We start from the raw sequence: 16046 nt of genomic DNA, 5'->3' as shown, positions 1-16046 counted from the left end.
TAGAAACTATACGCTTCGCTGACTAGAAACTATAAGAGCGTGTATAGCTAGCGTGGTGATAACTTAGGTTTCAGGACGCTACGCTTGCAGGTTTCAGGTGTACTCGCTTTTGAACTTCCTGAAACCTGAAACCTCGCTGTTGCTCTTATAGGAGCGCAGCGGTCTAGTCAGCGCTAGCGTATAGTCTCTAGTTTCAAATCTCGCATGCTGCAATCACAGCGACAAAGAATAGTTCTCCCCCTTTATCGTTATTGCTATGAGATCGATGTAGTCAATACAAGGGGGAGTTAGAGGGGGTTGGTTATGCTGTTTTATGTTATTCAGATAAACTAAACCTCATCACTTACAACCCCTCCTAGCCTCCCCTTATATCGACAATTACTGCCAAACAGCATTAGTGAACAAGGGGAGGAACAGTATTATGATCGCTGTAATTACAGCGATCACCTCTAAAATCTGCAAGGGAGCTTGCGACCGATCTGAACTCTGCTCTTCCTGAAACCTCGCTTTTTGCTCTTCCTCCTCCCTCGAGCGAAGCGTCCTCGACTCTCGTCCCTGCTCTTAAAGCACCGCCAATATATCCGACGGATTATTCGGCACTACCGCTTTATCATAATGAAAACTGATCACACTGCGACGGCGAACCATTCTCCCCATCTCAGCCAATTTTTCTAATAACTCTTTTGGTAAATTGAAACGCATGGTGTAACCCGTGCCCTCGCCTTGCGCGTAAGTATCAATCGATAACAATCTCGCAAGTTTTGCCAAGTCATCATCAATATCATACAAGGTTCCAAAACGAGGTTTCGGATCTTCTTTTTCTTCTACCACATCATAACCGGGATGATCGGACGGCTCCCACGCATCACGCTTATGTTGTTTATCATCACCTTTAATCGCTTTTTCAGACGTCGTTTCACTCATCTTTGTCGTTGGCACAACAGGTTTCTTAACACGATTTTCACGTGCTACTTGTTCTGTTGGCAAATTAACAGAGGGTGCAATCAGCGGCACACTAATACTGTTAGTTGAAAAGTTCATAAAACGTTTCCTTATCGAAAAACTAGGCGTAATAAACTAAAAATGATGACGCTATTATTGCTCTAAAAAATAGCGTAGCTCAGCGATAAATTCATCACTGTGCGAAATAAATGGGGCGTGAGAAGCTTGCTCAAACACCACTTTTGTTGAATTAGGGATAAGCGTATCCATATCTAGTGCAACTTTAATTGGCACTAAACCATCTAATCGGCCGTACATTCTGCATACTGGCATCGATAATTGAGATAATATTTCTCGTAAATCTATATCGGCCAAAATGGACAAACCTGTAGCTAAAGCCGCTTGATTTGGTGAAGGGCGTGAAAAAACAGCCTGCTTCACTTGTTTAATATCTTGCTTAGCATTTGGGCTTCCCATCGCTTGCAGTGCCATAAAGCGCTCAACGGTTAAGGTGAAATCCTCTTTTAACTGCTCAGTAAATTGAGATAACACAGCCGGCTTTATTCCTCGCCAGCCTTTCTCAGCCGCAAATCGTGGGGAGCTTGCTACGGTAATTAATTGACTCACACGATCTGGTGCCGTTAATGCCGCCTGAGTTGCGATTAATCCGCCAAGAGACCACCCAAGCCACGCGGCTTTTTCTGGTGCTTGAGCTAATACTTGCGCCACCATCTCATCAAAATCAGCACTGCCAAGATCTGCACTGTGTCCGTAGCCTGATAGATCAACGGTATGAACTCGATACTGTGAGCTTAACTTATCAACAACAGGTTGCCACACTGCCCCGTTCATTCCCCATCCGTGAATGAGAACCAGATCGGAACCTTCGCCTTCCGTTTGCCAATAAAGAGGAGTTGTCATCTACACTGCCTACTCGTGTTCAAAAATAAGGATGGTTAAGTGTTCATCAGGTTACTGCGAAGGTCAATGCAAAAGTTAGGTGTTAGCCATTGTGATTATTGCAATTTGGCTATGCCACCCTCTTCAACCATTTGGTGCCAGCATTGTATTAATTTAATCCCTAGCGTTCCTCGCTGCCAACAATGTGGCTTACAAACCGAACATGAAACTGACGTCTGCGGAGAGTGTTTATTACACCCACCACAATGGGACCGCCTATTTTGTATCAGTGATTATTCTGAGCCTTTAAAAGAGTACGTCAGCAAGCTGAAATATGCTCAACACTTTTGGTTAGCGCAGGACTTAGGCGTTCTATTAAGTGAAAATATTACAGACCCAGCTCCGCTTATCATCCCTGTTCCTTTACATTGGAAACGCTTTTGGTGGCGTTCCTACAATCAAAGCGATTTATTAGGGTGGACGTTGGCGAGGGAATTCAACCTTGAAAAAACCGTGACTCGCTGTGATACAAAAATAGTAAGAAGAATTAAAGCCACTCGCCCTCAGCAAGGGTTATCTCGCTCTTTTCGTCAAACAAACTTACTCGGTGCATTTAAGGTGATGATACCTATTAATGAGAAGCACGTAGCGATTGTGGATGATGTAGTGACTACGGGGGCGACGATTAATCTGTTGTGTGCGGAGTTGAGAAAGGCGGGAGTTGAGCGAATTGATGTGTATGCGGTTTGTCGAACGGGGTGGAGTAAAAATAATTAGCAAACGATTGCTTTTTGCTTTTTTATCCGTAGAATACCGTCCCAATTGATTAAGCACTCATTTAATCGATCAACCCCAACAGAGACAGGTTCTGATTAACAGCAATCACAGATTGACGCCTTCTCACTTTATGCTCCCATTCAGCGAACCATGAAGACAACGTTATACAATTAGGAATATCGGCCATGACCGTTAAAAATAACACCACAAAACCATCTGAACTGATTTATCAATTAGATGAGCGTCCACCGCTACCGCAAACTTTATTTGCTGCACTTCAGCATTTATTGGCGATGTTTGTCGCGATTATTACTCCATCTCTGATAATTTGTCAGACGCTTGGTGTTCCAGCAGCAGAAACTAATACCATCATCAGTATGTCTCTGTTCGCTTCTGGTATTTCTTCTTTTATTCAAATCAAAACCTTTGGTCCAATTGGCTCAGGTCTTCTCTCTGTTCAAGGCACAAGCTTTAACTTCTTAGGCCCGATCATTGGTGCAGGTCTGGCACTTAAAGCGGGTGGAGCTGATGCCCCAACCATGATGGCTGCCATTTTTGGTACTATCTTAGTGGCTTCGACTGCTGAAATTTTCCTGTCTCGCGTGCTTGAATACGCTCAAAAAATCATTACTCCATTAGTATCTGGCATTGTTGTGACATTAATTGGTTTAACGCTTATCCAAGTTGGCCTTGTGTCAATGGGTGGTGGCTACTCAGCAATGGGTGATGGCACATTTGGTAGCTTAGACAAACTGGCGTTGGCTGGTACGGTATTACTTATCATAGTGGTTCTTAACCGCTCTACTAACCCCTACTTACGTATGGCTTCTATCGTGATTGCGATGACAGTAGGTACAATCGCGGCATGGGCAATGGGTATGCTTAATACGAATATGTCTCACGATGCTGAACTAATCGCTCTGCCTATTCCAATGCAGTATGGCTTAAGCTTTGATTGGTCTCTGTTTATTCCTCTGGTTCTAATCTTCTTAATCACCGCACTAGAAGCGATTGGCGATATTACAGCAACTTCAGAAGTATCAGGTCAACCTGTAAAAGGGCCAGTGTACATAAAACGTATTAAAGGTGGCGTATTAGCCGATGGCCTTAACTCTGCTATCGCTGCCGCGTTCAACAGCTTCCCTAACTCTACTTTCAGCCAAAACAACGGCGTAATCTTGCTAACTGGTGTTGCTAGCCGTTACGTTGGTTACTTCATTGCAGGTATGTTAGTTATCCTTGGTTTATTCCCAGGTGTTGCAAGCATGGTTCAAGTGATCCCTGAGCCGGTACTTGGTGGTGCTACGATTGTGATGTTCGGTACGATTGCGGCGGCGGGTGTGCGTATTATCTCTCGTGTTGAGCTAGATCGTCGTGCAATCCTAATCATGGCAATGTCTTTCTCTATGGGTCTTGGCTTAGCACAAAAACCTGAAATTCTTCAGTTCATGCCTGAGATGATTAAAAACATTTTCTCATCAGGTGTAACGGCGGGTGGTGTGACAGCGATTCTTCTGAATATTATTCTTCCAAGCAGTGAAGTGTTTGAGGAAGAGAAAGAAGAAGCGAAGATCTAAGAGCAGAGGCGAGAAAAGAACTAGAGACTATAAAAGCATGTATGACTGATGTGGTGATATTTTAGGTTTCAGGGCGCTGCGCTTGCAGGTTTCAGGTGTACTCGCTTTTGAGTTTCCTGAAACCTGAATCCTCGCTTTTGCTCTTATAGGAGCGAAGCGGTCTAGTTAGCGCTAGCGTATAGTTTCTAGTTTACAACCCCTCCTAGCCTCCCCTTATATCGACATTTACTACTAAGTAACACTAGTAAACAAGGGGAGGAACTGTATTGCGCGCACTGCAAGCAAAGCAATCTAAATTCTAACTCTTCCGCTTTTTCTCTTCCTCGACCCTCGAGCGAAGCGTCCTCGAATCTCGTCCCTGCTCTTAATCTCTATCTCCCCAACGGCAACTCTACCTGAACTTTCAATCCACCTTCTCGACGGTTCGACAAACTCACTTCACCTTGATGCTGACCGACAATACGTTTTACTATCGCAAGTCCCAAACCTGTTCCTTCACTTCCTCGCGCTGTATCACCGCGGGTAAAAGGTTCAAATACCGATTCTAATTGGGCCTCATCAATACCGGAGCCATTATCTTCAATAATAATCCATGCGGTTTTATGATCGGCAGAAACGCGAGTCGATACTTCAATCCAATCCCCCCCATAACGGATCGCATTAACGACTAAATTAGTGACCACTCGTTTAATCGCAATCGCATTACCATGCACAGATTGAGGTATATCTACCAAGTTGGTTTTGATCTCACGCTCATAGCCCCCTTCAGCTAAAATCACTTCATTAACGATGGTGTTAATATCCACATCGATGAAATCTTGTTTTGCTACCGGTTTGAGGTAATCCATGAACTGACCGATGATCTCATTACACTCTTCAGTATCTTTAATCATACTTTCAGCGAGATAATCGTCTTGTGGTGACATCATTTCTGTTGCTAAACGAATACGAGTTAATGGTGTGCGAATATCATGACTCACCCCTGCCATTAATAATGCTCTATCTTGCTCTAGCTGCTGAATTCCTTTCGCCATCTGGTTAAAGGCACGAGTCACTGCTTGAATTTCTGACGCGCCTTTTTCTGGCAGTGGTTCTGGGATTTCACCTTTTCCTACTTTACGTGCGGCAGTTTGTAGTGCCATCAATGGTCGGTTCTGAATACGTATAAACGCCCACCCGCCGAGGATGACTAATAAGGCGATGAACAAACTGTTTCTAAATAAGGGGGCAAAGTCTTCTTCTTGCAGCTCAGAAAGTGGGATCCGCATATAAAACTCAGGCATCGCTTCTGTCTTCATCCATAAAACGTAACTATCTGCTCCTAGAATCAAGCGCACTTCTGTTGGTGAATTTAGCTCTCGCGTCATCTCTTCACTTAAAAATTCAACCGGACTTGCTTGATAAAACTCCCTCATTTCAGGATCATGTTCATCATGAATGCTTACGCCTAGTTGTTCTAATAGCTGACGACGTAAAGGCTGACCTAACTGCACATTTTCACCATCTTCAAGCGTGACATCTTCCGCCAACATTAAGCGCACTTCATAAGCCAAAATACGGTTGAACTGCTGCAAACTAGGTAAGAGGGCATAGTTAAATACGGCAAGGTAAGAAAATACCTGACTGGCGATTAGGAGTGAAGCGAGAAGTAAAAGTGTTCTGGCGAAGGTACTTTTCATGGGAGTTCTCTGTTTGATGATGAATTTGAAGAGAGCTAGAGACTATACGCTACGCTAGCTAGAAACTATAAGAGCGAGTATGGCTGGTGTGACTTTAGGTTTCAGGACGCTTCGCTTACAGGGTTCAGGAAGAGCAAGAGCTGAGTTCGGTTTGCTTTTGCTCTTCCTGAAACCTGAACCCTGAGACCTCGCTTTTTGCTCTTATAGGAGCGAAGCGGTCTCGTTAGCGCTAGCGTATAGTATCTAGTTTCGAACACTGTTGTTACAGCGACAAAGAATGGTTCTCCCCCTTTATAGCTATAACGATGAGATCGACATAGTCAATACAAGGGGGAGTTAGAGGGGGTTGGTTATACTATTTACAACCCCTCCTAGCCTCCCCTTATATCGACTCTTACTATCAAGTAACATTAGTAAACAAGGGGAGGAACTGTATTTTACACGCTGCAATCACAACACTCTAAATTCTAGATCTTCCGCTTTTGACCTTATAGGAGCGAAGCGTTCCAGTTAGCGCAGCGTATAGTTTCTAGTTCTTTACCTGAACCCTCGCCTACGCTCTTCCTCGTCCCTTCTCTATCCCTCTGCACCATCCGGCACAAATACATAACCCAATCCCCATACAGTTTGGATATAGCGAGGGCGACTTGGATCTTCTTCAATCATGCGACGAAGACGAGAAATTTGCACATCGATAGAACGTTCCATTGCGGAGTATTCACGGCCACGCGCCATGTTCATCAACTTATCACGTGACATAGGTTCACGCATATTGGTGACTAATGATTTAAGTACCGCGAATTCACCCGACGTTAATGGCATCGGCTCTTCGTTGCGGAACATTTCACGCGTCCCTAAGTTTAGGCGGAATTCACCAAACTCAACCATTTTATCTTCTGCACTTGGCGCACCCGGAGCTTCAATAACTTGACGACGTAAAACAGCACGAATACGCGCCAGTAGTTCGCGTGGGTTAAATGGTTTTGGTAGATAATCATCCGCACCCACTTCCAAGCCAACAATACGATCAATCTCATCGCCTTTTGCGGTCAACATTAAAATAGGTAGTGTATTGTTCGCACTACGTAGACGACGACAAATAGACAAACCATCTTCACCAGGAAGCATTAAGTCCAATACCATTAAGTGAAAAGTTTCACGTGCTAACAAGCGATCCATTTGCTCACTGTTTGCGACACTACGAACTTGAAAGCCTTGTTCTGACAAATAACGCTCTAATAAAGAACGAAGACGCGCATCATCATCAACAACTAAAATCTTATGGTTTTCTTGCATGGGCTTAACCTCAATATATGACTTATTTCAGTTTACTCATAAGTGTGAGCAAAAGAAGAACTATTTCATAAAAAATGAGAGATGAAATTGTTACTTTTTATGTAACAGCTTCAAATTTTAAGTATAGAATGCAGTACTACTGCTTATTTACATGGCATATTGATTGCTTAGTTAAGTAAGTTATCAATAAGTCTAGCGGGTTCATCTGTATGTTAGTCGGATATAAAAGAGCACAATGTAAGAAGGTCCTTGTCATCAACCGTAAAGGTGGTGCAGGCAAATCAACCTTTGCAATTGCAATGGCGTCTTTCTATGCGCATCAAAATGTGAAGACTGAAGTTATCGATCTTGACCCACAAGGAACCAGTCATTTTTGGGGAAATAAAAGCGAAGGGGTTAGAACGACGAAGTTTTTACCCTCTTCTAATGTGCCCTTCTCTCTCGCATTACGATTAGAAGCCGACACCAGAATTACGGTGATTGATTCTCCCTCTAATTTCAGTCAATTTGAAATGGAGAAATACATCTCGATGGTGGATAAAATCGTCTTTCCTGTTCAACCCTCACCGATTGATGTTCACTCTATGCTGGGATTTATTAAGGATTTAATTAAGTCTCCTTCCTTTAGAAACAACAGAGTTGAATTAGCGTTTGTGATTACTCGCTGTAAAGAAGACAAGCAAGGCACTGAGTTTGTTCATAAAGTGCTGCAGCATATGAAATACCCGCTATTGGGCACGATGTCTGAGAGTCAGGCATATCAAAATATGTTTTCTGAAAAGAACAGTTTTTTGATTAGTCATCCTGAATTAGATAAAGAACTTTGGCAGAAGATGAAGCAGTGGCTTGATGTCGATATGACGCCACCACAAACGCCAGCCCCAGAAACAAAAAAAGTGGCTGAGCCGAAGCCAACCACTTATCGTTCTTTACTTAAAAAGCGTTATTAATACCCTTACGTTAGGTATTTAACTGCTTTGGAATTAAATACCAAACTCAGCACGGTACGCTTTTACTGATTCAAGTTGTTCAGCATTACCGCCTTTCTCTTCTAAGAAAGAGATCAAATCAGTTAAGCTTACGATTGAGATAATTGAGCAACCAAAATCACGCTCTACCTCTTGAATTGCAGATAATTCGCCTTTGCCTTTTTCTTGGCGATCGATTGCCACAAGAACACCGGCAAGATCAGCACCGTTTGCTTGGATAATTTCCATTGATTCACGGATTGCAGTACCTGCTGTGATAACGTCATCAACTAACATGATACGACCTTCAAGTGCGCTACCGACTAGGTTACCACCTTCACCGTGATTTTTTGCTTCTTTTCGGTTAAAGCAATATGGCTTATCGGTATCATGGTGATCAGCTAAGGCTACAGCTGTTGTCGTTGCGATTGGAATGCCTTTGTACGCAGGGCCAAATAGCACATCATAATCAATACCTGATTCAACTAATGCCGCGGCATAGAAACGACCTAAGCGCGCTAGATCACGACCGGTATTGAATAGACCAGCGTTGAAAAAATATGGGCTTGTGCGGCCTGACTTTAAAGTAAACTCACCAAACTTTAGTACTTCTTTCTCAAGGGCAAATTCAATAAACTCACGCTGGTATGCTTTCATTTTCATTCTCTCTTTTTGGTTAATAATTTATAACTTTCAAATTGGTAAGAGCAGGTTTCAGGTCGCTACGCTTACAGGGTTCAGAGGTGAATGTTGTTATCATAGCGACAAAGAATAGTTCTCCCCCTTTTATTACTATTACTATGAGATCAACATAGTTAATACAAGGGGGAGTTAGAGGGGGTTGGTTATGCTGTTTTTACGTTATTCAGATAAACCGAACTTCATCATTTACAACCCCTCCTAGCCTCCCCTTATATTGGCATTGAAAACCAAGTCACATTTGTGAACAAGGGGAGGAACAGTATTGTGAACACTGCAATAACAACGATCGCCCCTGAACTCTGTAAGGGAGCTTGCGACCGATCTGAACTCTGCTCTTAAAACACATAAAAAAATAGCCCCTGAATCAGGAGCTATCAAAATCAATTATTCGGCCAACGCCGCTTTCTGCTTCTCAATGATATCATTGATGCCCTGTTGCGCCAGCGCCAGCATGTCTAACAACTCTTGGTGAGAGAACGGTGCTTCTTCTGCCGTGCCCTGCACTTCAATCATCTTGCCGTCTTCCATCATTACGACGTTCATGTCGGTATCGGCTGCCGAGTCCTCTAAATACTCAAGGTCACAAATCGCTTCACCATTGTAGATACCAACAGAAACCGCAGCAACATGGCCTTTCATTGGGTTCGTCTTTAACTTGCCCGATGCAATCATGTGATTGATAGCGTCTGCTAATGCAACACTTGCGCCAGTGATTGAAGCAGTACGTGTACCGCCATCCGCTTGGATAACATCACAATCGACCGTGATCATTTGCTCACCTAACGCTTCTAGGTCAACAGCAGCACGAAGGCTACGAGCGATCAGACGTTGGATTTCCATCGTACGACCACCTTGCTTACCACTTGCCGCTTCACGACGGTTACGTGTGTGTGTTGCGCGAGGTAGCATGCCGTATTCAGCCGTTACCCAACCTTTACCTTTGCCTTTTAACCAGCGAGGAACATTTTCTTCAACACTTGCAGTACAAATTACTTTTGTATTACCAAATTCAACTAATACAGACCCTTCTGCGTGTGCAGTAAAGTTACGAGTAAGAGTAATTGGACGGACTTGCTGAGCTGTTCTTCCGCTAGGACGCATGGCAGATACCTTGATTATGACAAATTGTCGGCGATTATACCCAAGTACAAGAATAAAGCATAGCGTCGGTTTCTTTGATAAGCGCCACTTACTTCCTAAAGCGCTTATCTGCTATAGTATGTCCAATATTTTTATTCATCATCTTTCCTATTGATGATTTGAGGACGCTTACATGATCTACAGTATGACAGCTTACGCACGCCGCGAAGTAAAAGGCGATTGGGGAACAGCTGTGTGGGAAATCCGCTCAGTAAACCAACGCTATTTAGAAACGTATTTCCGCATGCCAGAACAATTCCGCGGTTTAGAACCTGTATTACGTGAGCGTTTTCGTAAGCGTCTTGCTCGCGGTAAAGTGGAATGTCACTTACGCTTTGAAGCAAACAACGCAGCAAGCAGTGAATTAAGAATCAATGAAGACCTAGCTCGCCAAGTAATTAAAGCAGCACAGTGGGTAAAAACTGAATCTGGCGAAGGCGGTATTAACCCTTTCCAAGTTCTGCAATGGCAAGGTGTGATGGAAGCGCCAGAGCAAGATTTCGATTCAATCAATAAAGAACTATTGGCTGAATTTGAACTGGCTGTGAATGATTTTGTTGAAGCGCGTGCAAGCGAAGGCGAAAACATGAAGGCACTGATCGTTCAGCGTTTAGATGCAATCACTGAAGAAGCAGCGAAAGTTCGTGCTCGTATGCCTGAAATTCTAGAATGGCAACGTAACCGTCTGCTAACTAAATTTGAAGATGCGAAAATTGAATTAGATTCTTCTCGTGTTGAACAAGAACTTATCCTTCTTGCTCAAAAGTCTGACGTAGCTGAAGAGCTAGATCGTTTAGATTCACACGTAAAAGAAACCACTAATGTGATGAAGAAAGGCGGCGCTTGTGGCCGTAAACTTGATTTCATGATGCAAGAATTTAACCGTGAAGCGAACACGCTGGCGTCTAAATCTATCAGTACCGATGTAACGGCATCTGGCGTTGAGCTTAAAGTGCTTATCGAACAAATGCGTGAGCAAATTCAGAACATTGAGTAATCAGTTCTGATTGTGAACCATTAAAAAAGCCTCGTGGTGAATACCTGCGAGGCTTTTTATTTATCTGATTATGCGTTAACTGTTACTCATCATATTTTTTATTATTCTCAGGCGCTTCATATGGCCAGTAATGATGCCCTGCTCGGATCAATAAAGTAGCTGCAGCTAAAATAAAGGCCGCCAATGCTAACCATACTACTAATACCGCATCTAACTCTTTCATTCCTAGCGTGATGTAACGAGCAATGGCCATCATCGCAATATAGATAGGATAACGCACTGGGATCTTACCGTTCATCACAAATTGCTGCACCATAGCGAGCACTTCGAGATAAATAAACATCAATAAGATATCAGTTAACTGGATCTGCCTTACAGAAAACACATGAACAAATTCGTTCACCATGGCAAATAAAGTAGCGAGCGTTATTGCAACCAAGAGTACCGCTTCTAGAATGTGAAACACCTTTAAGAAAGGTTTACTAAACGACTTAGGTAAATGTGAAGGCATAAGGAGTTATCCACCGTTATTGCTATAATAAATATGATAATTAATTGGTTACGCTCTAATGATAGTGCTAAGACAAGTTAACACAAAATTATTATTTCAATTAGCGTATTTATTTCATTCAAATTAATTGTTGATTGTGCTATTCTTCGCCACCCAATTTTCTATGCTTCGCATTCATCTTTTTTTTACCTTTTAAAGGTGATTTAAAAGAGAAATGCCATAACTCCCAAGAGAATCTATCATGAGTAAAGGCACACTTTATATTGTGTCAGCGCCAAGTGGTGCTGGTAAGTCGAGTTTGATCTCGGCACTGTTAGAAAGCAACCCAACTTATGCTATGAAAGTCTCTGTGTCTCATACTACTCGTGGTATGCGCCCAGGAGAAACAGATGGTGTTCATTACCATTTTATGCAGAAAGAGCATTTTGAAGAGCTGATTGAAAAAAATGAATTTCTAGAATACGCAGAAGTATTTGGTAATTATTACGGAACTTCTCGTGTTTGGATCGAAGAAACTCTTGATAAAGGCATTGATGTATTCTTGGACATTGACTGGCAGGGCGCTCGTCAAATCCGTGAACAGATGCCTTTAGCAAAAAGTGTGTTCATTTTACCTCCATCAAATGGAGAACTTGAACGACGCCTAAATGCACGTGGTCAAGACAGCGATGCTGTTATTGCTAAGCGCATGAGTGAAGCAAAGTCAGAAATATCTCACTATGATGAATATGATTATGTGATCATTAATGATGACTTTGATACTGCACAAATGGACTTCCGTGCCATTATTCGTGCAGAGCGCTTAAAGCAAGACAAACAAACTATGAAATACAAAGGCATGTTAGACGCACTATTAGCTGACTAATTTCTTAGTATTTCTATTAGTATCTCGTAACCCTAGCTAGAAACTTATACCGGTTACTTGTATACTTTCTCAACATATAACTATTTTTGTTAATAAATTGGAGTCCTCATGGCACGTGTAACCGTTCAAGACGCAGTTGAAAAAATCGGCAACCGTTTCGACCTTGTTTTAATTTCATCTCGTCGCGCACGTCAACTACAAACTGGTGGTAAAGATGCGCTAGTGCCTGAAGAGAACGATAAGACTACTGTTATCGCTCTTCGTGAAATTGAAGAAGGCCTGATCACAAAAGATCTACTTGATGCTCGTGAACGTCAAGAGCAACAAGAGCAAGATGCCGCTGAATTAGCAGCAGTAAGCTCAATCACTCACAATCGTTAATCTCTATAATCTTTTATAGATTATAAATTACAGCATACCTGACGGGGCGAAATTTGGATTTATTCGATAGCCTGAAAGATGTTGCCAAAGATTACCTGCCAGAGCCTCACATTGAGGCTCTTCGTCGATCTTATCTGGTAGCAAAAGAAGCCCATGAAGGGCAGACTCGCTCAAGTGGCGAACCTTATATCATTCATCCAGTAGCTGTGGCTCGTATCCTTGCAGAAATGCGACTCGACCATAAAACGCTAATGGCTGCACTGCTTCATGATGTTATTGAAGACACTGAAGTTAGCAAGGAAGAGCTAGCAGAACAATTTGGCGAAACTGTTGCTGAATTAGTGGATGGCGTTTCTAAGCTGGACAAACTTAAGTTCCGCGATAAAAAAGAAGCACAGGCTGAAAACTTCCGAAAAATGGTCATGGCGATGGTGCAAGACATCCGCGTTATTTTGATCAAACTTGCTGACCGTACCCACAACATGCGCACATTAGGTGCATTACGCCCTGATAAACGCCGTCGTATTGCTCGTGAAACCTTAGAAATTTTCTCTCCTTTGGCACATCGCCTTGGTATCCACAATATTAAAACTGAACTTGAAGAGTTAGGTTTTGAAGCCCTTTACCCAAATCGCTATCGCGTATTGAAGAAAGTAGTAAAATCGGCTCGTGGTAACCGTAAAGAGATGATCCAAAAAATCCATTCCGAAATTGAAGGCCGCCTTGCAGAAGCTGGCATTAAAGGACGAGTGTTGGGACGAGAGAAAAACCTGTTCTCTATTTATCATAAAATGAAAAACAAAGAACAGCGCTTTCATACCATTATGGATATCTATGCGTTCCGAGTCGTTACGGACAATGTCGATACTTGTTATCGTGCATTAGGTCAGGTTCATAGTATCTATAAACCTCGTCCTGGTCGTATTAAAGATTACATTGCTGTACCAAAAGCCAATGGTTACCAATCTCTTCATACCTCAATGGTTGGCCCTCACGGTGTCCCTGTTGAAGTGCAGATCCGTACTGAAGACATGGAGCAAATGGCGAATAAAGGTGTGGCAGCACACTGGTCGTACAAAGAGGGTGATAACTCTAGTACTACGGCACAGATCCGCGCTCAGCGTTGGATGCAAAGCTTACTTGAACTGCAACAGAGTGCAGGTAGCTCATTTGAATTTATTGAAAACGTAAAATCAGATTTATTCCCGAACGAAATTTACGTCTTCACACCAAAAGGCCGTATTTTTGAATTGCCTGTTGGCGCAACAGCGGTTGATTTTGCTTACGCGGTTCACTCCGATGTTGGCAATAGCTGTGTTGGCTCTCGTGTTAACCGTCAGCCTTACCCTCTAAGTAAACCACTGAAGAGCGGTCAAACGGTTGAGATCATCAGTGCTCCTGGTGCTCGTCCAAATGCGGCTTGGCTAAACTATGTTGTGACCTCAAAAGCACGAACTAAGATCCGCCAAGTACTAAAAACCATGCGTAAAGAAGATTCTGTAATTTTAGGTCGCCGTCTACTTAATCACGCATTGGGTCATAATGTTTCTTTAGATGATATTACTGAAGAGAACATGACTCACGTTTTATCAGATCTAAAATTAGTGACACAAGACGATTTGTTAGCGGCGATTGGTTTAGGCGAATTAATGAGTATTGTCGTTGCGCGCCGATTACTTGGTGATGCCGATGAACTGACAGAACAAAACTCATCGAACATTGAGACATCGACGGGTAAGAAATTACCTATCCGTGGTGCTGATGGTATCTTACTGACCTTTGCAAACTGTTGTCGCCCTATTCCAGGTGATCACATTATTGCTCACGTAAGTCCTGGCCGTGGTCTTGTGGTTCATATGGAAGATTGTGCCAACGTTCGTGGTTATCAAAAAGAATTAGATAAGTACATGGGCGTTGAATGGGCTGATGAATTCGATCAAGAATTTGCAACGGCTCTAGATATTGACATTCAAAACCACCAAGGGGCATTAGCAGATTTAGCCAATGTCATTGCTGGTACTGGGTCTAATATCCGTGGTATCACAACCGAAGAAAAAGACGGTCGCTTATATACGGTAACGGTTGAATTAACGACAAAAGATCGCACGCACTTAGCGGAAATCATGCGTCGTATTCGTGTTATGCCACACGCACTTAAAGTTCGTAGACATAAGAACTAGAAACTATACGCTACGCTAACTAGAGGCTATAAGTGCCGTATGGTTAGCGTGGTAAGTTCTTAGGTTTCAAGACGCTACGCTTGCAGGTTTCAGGTGTACTCGTTTTTGAACCTCCTGAAACCTGAGACCTGAACCCTTTGCTTTTGTTCTTATAGGAGCGAAGCGGTCTAGTCTCTAGTTAGCACCGCGTATAGTTTCTAGTTCCAATTTTACTGCCCTTACTCGTCCCTAGTCCCTCTAACCTATTTCAAGAAATAAAAATCATGAACTTAGAACGCTATCAACGAATTACTTCTGTATTAAAATCTCGTCAAACTGACCTCACTCTTTGTTTAGAAGAAACCCATAAATCCAATAACGTATCAGCCATTGTTCGTACCGCTGACGCAACCGGCATCCATAAGATTCATGCGGTATGGCCAACAGAGCAAATGCAAATGTTAGGGCATACTTCAGCTGGGGCTCGTAACTGGGTTGATGTTGAAACTCATAAAAGCATAGAAGATGCCGTTGCTGTTTTAAAAGAGCAAGGTATGCAGATCTTAGCGACTAACCTGTCTGATACTGCGGTTGATTTTCGTGAAGTTGATTACACCAAGCCAACGGCTATCATTTTAGGCAGTGAGAAAACCGGCATCAGCAAAGAAGCATTAGCCCTCGCAGATCAGGATATTATTATTCCTATGGTCGGCATGGTGCAGTCTCTGAATGTTTCAGTAGCTAGCGCATTGGTTTTGTATGAAGCGCAGCGACAGCGCGATTTAGCGGGCATGTATGACCGTGAAGAGAGTACCTTACCTAAAGAATACATTAATAAAGTCTTGTTTGAGCGCGGACACCCTGTACTTGCTAAAGTAGCGAAGCGTAAAGGTTTACCACTTCCAGAGTTAGATGAAACTGGGCAGATCGTGGCGGATGAGGCGTGGTGGGCAAGAATGCAGGCAGCGGATTAGGGCGAGATCTTAGTAAAGCTAGAGACTATAAGAGCAAGAGAAGTCCCTCTGAACTCTGCAAGCGTAGCGATCTGAACTCTGCTCTTGCTATTGCTCTTATAGAAGCGAAGCGGTCTAGTTAGTAAAACGTATAGTTTCTAGTTCTTCTCCTGAAACCTAAAAACTCACAACATCAACA

15 protein-coding genes are annotated in these 16046 nt (G+C 42.9%); 8 read left to right on the top strand and 7 right to left on the bottom strand.

The window, feature by feature from the left end:
* Positions 1-561 precede the first annotated feature (561 nt).
* Together AC2INI_RS00525 and bioH are read right to left on the bottom strand one after the other, a co-directional pair.
* Positions 562-1041, bottom strand: a complete 480-nt coding sequence (locus tag AC2INI_RS00525; RefSeq protein WP_486305085.1) for an ATP-dependent Lon protease — start codon at positions 1039-1041, stop codon at positions 562-564.
* A gap of 54 nt (positions 1042-1095) precedes the next feature.
* Positions 1096-1863, bottom strand: a complete 768-nt coding sequence (gene bioH / locus AC2INI_RS00520; protein WP_486305084.1) for a pimeloyl-ACP methyl ester esterase BioH — start codon at positions 1861-1863, stop codon at positions 1096-1098.
* A 66-nt stretch (positions 1864-1929) separates the two neighbouring features.
* On the opposite strand from bioH, the gene AC2INI_RS00515 reads away from it, so the two are divergent.
* On the top strand, positions 1930-2619 hold the full coding sequence (locus AC2INI_RS00515; protein WP_486305083.1) for a ComF family protein: 690 nt from the start codon (positions 1930-1932) through the stop codon (positions 2617-2619).
* 185 nt (positions 2620-2804) lie between these two features.
* Positions 2805-4196, top strand: coding sequence for a uracil-xanthine permease family protein (locus AC2INI_RS00510; protein ID WP_486305082.1), 1392 nt, complete (start codon positions 2805-2807; stop codon positions 4194-4196).
* A 371-nt stretch (positions 4197-4567) separates the two neighbouring features.
* Here the strand turns inward: AC2INI_RS00510 and envZ are convergent, their stop codons facing one another.
* Positions 4568-5875, bottom strand: coding sequence for a two-component system sensor histidine kinase EnvZ (gene envZ / locus AC2INI_RS00505; RefSeq protein ID WP_486305081.1), 1308 nt, complete (start codon positions 5873-5875; stop codon positions 4568-4570).
* Between the two features lie 576 nt (positions 5876-6451).
* Positions 6452-7171 (bottom strand): osmolarity response regulator transcription factor OmpR, encoded by a 720-nt coding sequence (gene ompR, locus AC2INI_RS00500; RefSeq protein ID WP_122033350.1) that lies wholly within the window; start codon positions 7169-7171, stop codon positions 6452-6454.
* Between the two features lie 209 nt (positions 7172-7380).
* On the opposite strand from ompR, the gene AC2INI_RS00495 reads away from it, so the two are divergent.
* Positions 7381-8121, top strand: a complete 741-nt coding sequence (locus AC2INI_RS00495; protein ID WP_486305080.1) for a ParA family protein — start codon at positions 7381-7383, stop codon at positions 8119-8121.
* 33 nt (positions 8122-8154) lie between these two features.
* Here the strand turns inward: AC2INI_RS00495 and pyrE are convergent, their stop codons facing one another.
* Positions 8155-8796: an orotate phosphoribosyltransferase gene (gene pyrE, locus AC2INI_RS00490; protein WP_274443612.1), complete on the bottom strand. Its 642-nt coding sequence runs from the start codon at positions 8794-8796 to the stop codon at positions 8155-8157.
* Between the two features lie 429 nt (positions 8797-9225).
* Positions 9226-9942 (bottom strand): ribonuclease PH, encoded by a 717-nt coding sequence (rph, locus tag AC2INI_RS00485; RefSeq protein WP_061004968.1) that lies wholly within the window; start codon positions 9940-9942, stop codon positions 9226-9228.
* A 172-nt stretch (positions 9943-10114) separates the two neighbouring features.
* Between rph and AC2INI_RS00480 the strand changes: the two genes are divergently transcribed.
* Positions 10115-10978, top strand: a complete 864-nt coding sequence (locus tag AC2INI_RS00480; RefSeq protein WP_060993371.1) for a YicC/YloC family endoribonuclease — start codon at positions 10115-10117, stop codon at positions 10976-10978.
* Positions 10979-11060: 82 nt separating this feature from the next.
* Here AC2INI_RS00480 and AC2INI_RS00475 read toward each other — a convergent pair whose 3' ends face one another.
* Positions 11061-11489, bottom strand: a complete 429-nt coding sequence (locus AC2INI_RS00475; protein ID WP_122033353.1) for a phosphate-starvation-inducible protein PsiE — start codon at positions 11487-11489, stop codon at positions 11061-11063.
* 241 nt (positions 11490-11730) lie between these two features.
* On the opposite strand from AC2INI_RS00475, the gene gmk reads away from it, so the two are divergent.
* From gmk to trmH, 4 genes are all read left to right on the top strand, one after another.
* The gene (gmk, locus tag AC2INI_RS00470; RefSeq protein WP_375321532.1) at positions 11731-12354 is read left to right on the top strand and encodes a guanylate kinase; all 624 of its coding nucleotides are present in this window, start codon (positions 11731-11733) and stop codon (positions 12352-12354) included.
* 108 nt (positions 12355-12462) lie between these two features.
* Positions 12463-12735, top strand: coding sequence for a DNA-directed RNA polymerase subunit omega (gene rpoZ / locus AC2INI_RS00465; RefSeq protein WP_122033355.1), 273 nt, complete (start codon positions 12463-12465; stop codon positions 12733-12735).
* A gap of 53 nt (positions 12736-12788) precedes the next feature.
* Positions 12789-14915: a bifunctional GTP diphosphokinase/guanosine-3',5'-bis pyrophosphate 3'-pyrophosphohydrolase gene (gene spoT, locus AC2INI_RS00460; protein WP_486305079.1), complete on the top strand. Its 2127-nt coding sequence runs from the start codon at positions 12789-12791 to the stop codon at positions 14913-14915.
* A gap of 263 nt (positions 14916-15178) precedes the next feature.
* Complete coding sequence (trmH, locus tag AC2INI_RS00455) at positions 15179-15868, top strand: tRNA (guanosine(18)-2'-O)-methyltransferase TrmH (RefSeq protein ID WP_486305078.1); 690 nt, start codon at positions 15179-15181, stop codon at positions 15866-15868.
* The last annotated feature ends 178 nt before the right edge of the window (positions 15869-16046 follow it).

It is taken from the genome of Aliivibrio friggae (assembly GCF_057368515.1).
Note: the sequence above shows the minus strand (reverse complement) of the source record. Positions and strands in the feature narration are given on the sequence as shown.

Bases quoted from the DNA above. Each gene is read 5' to 3' on its own strand.
- AC2INI_RS00525 (WP_486305085.1), bottom strand. From the start codon at position 1,041: ATGAACTTTTCAACTAACAGTATTAGTGTGCCGCTGATTGCACCCTCT.
- bioH (WP_486305084.1), bottom strand. From the start codon at position 1,863: ATGACAACTCCTCTTTATTGGCAAACGGAAGGCGAAGGTTCCGATCTG.
- AC2INI_RS00515 (WP_486305083.1), top strand. From the start codon at position 1,930: ATGCAAAAGTTAGGTGTTAGCCATTGTGATTATTGCAATTTGGCTATG.
- AC2INI_RS00510 (WP_486305082.1), top strand. From the start codon at position 2,805: ATGACCGTTAAAAATAACACCACAAAACCATCTGAACTGATTTATCAA.
- envZ (WP_486305081.1), bottom strand. From the start codon at position 5,875: ATGAAAAGTACCTTCGCCAGAACACTTTTACTTCTCGCTTCACTCCTA.
- ompR (WP_122033350.1), bottom strand. From the start codon at position 7,171: ATGCAAGAAAACCATAAGATTTTAGTTGTTGATGATGATGCGCGTCTT.
- AC2INI_RS00495 (WP_486305080.1), top strand. From the start codon at position 7,381: ATGTTAGTCGGATATAAAAGAGCACAATGTAAGAAGGTCCTTGTCATC.
- pyrE (WP_274443612.1), bottom strand. From the start codon at position 8,796: ATGAAAGCATACCAGCGTGAGTTTATTGAATTTGCCCTTGAGAAAGAA.
- rph (WP_061004968.1), bottom strand. From the start codon at position 9,942: ATGCGTCCTAGCGGAAGAACAGCTCAGCAAGTCCGTCCAATTACTCTT.
- AC2INI_RS00480 (WP_060993371.1), top strand. From the start codon at position 10,115: ATGATCTACAGTATGACAGCTTACGCACGCCGCGAAGTAAAAGGCGAT.
- AC2INI_RS00475 (WP_122033353.1), bottom strand. From the start codon at position 11,489: ATGCCTTCACATTTACCTAAGTCGTTTAGTAAACCTTTCTTAAAGGTG.
- gmk (WP_375321532.1), top strand. From the start codon at position 11,731: ATGAGTAAAGGCACACTTTATATTGTGTCAGCGCCAAGTGGTGCTGGT.
- rpoZ (WP_122033355.1), top strand. From the start codon at position 12,463: ATGGCACGTGTAACCGTTCAAGACGCAGTTGAAAAAATCGGCAACCGT.
- trmH (WP_486305078.1), top strand. From the start codon at position 15,179: ATGAACTTAGAACGCTATCAACGAATTACTTCTGTATTAAAATCTCGT.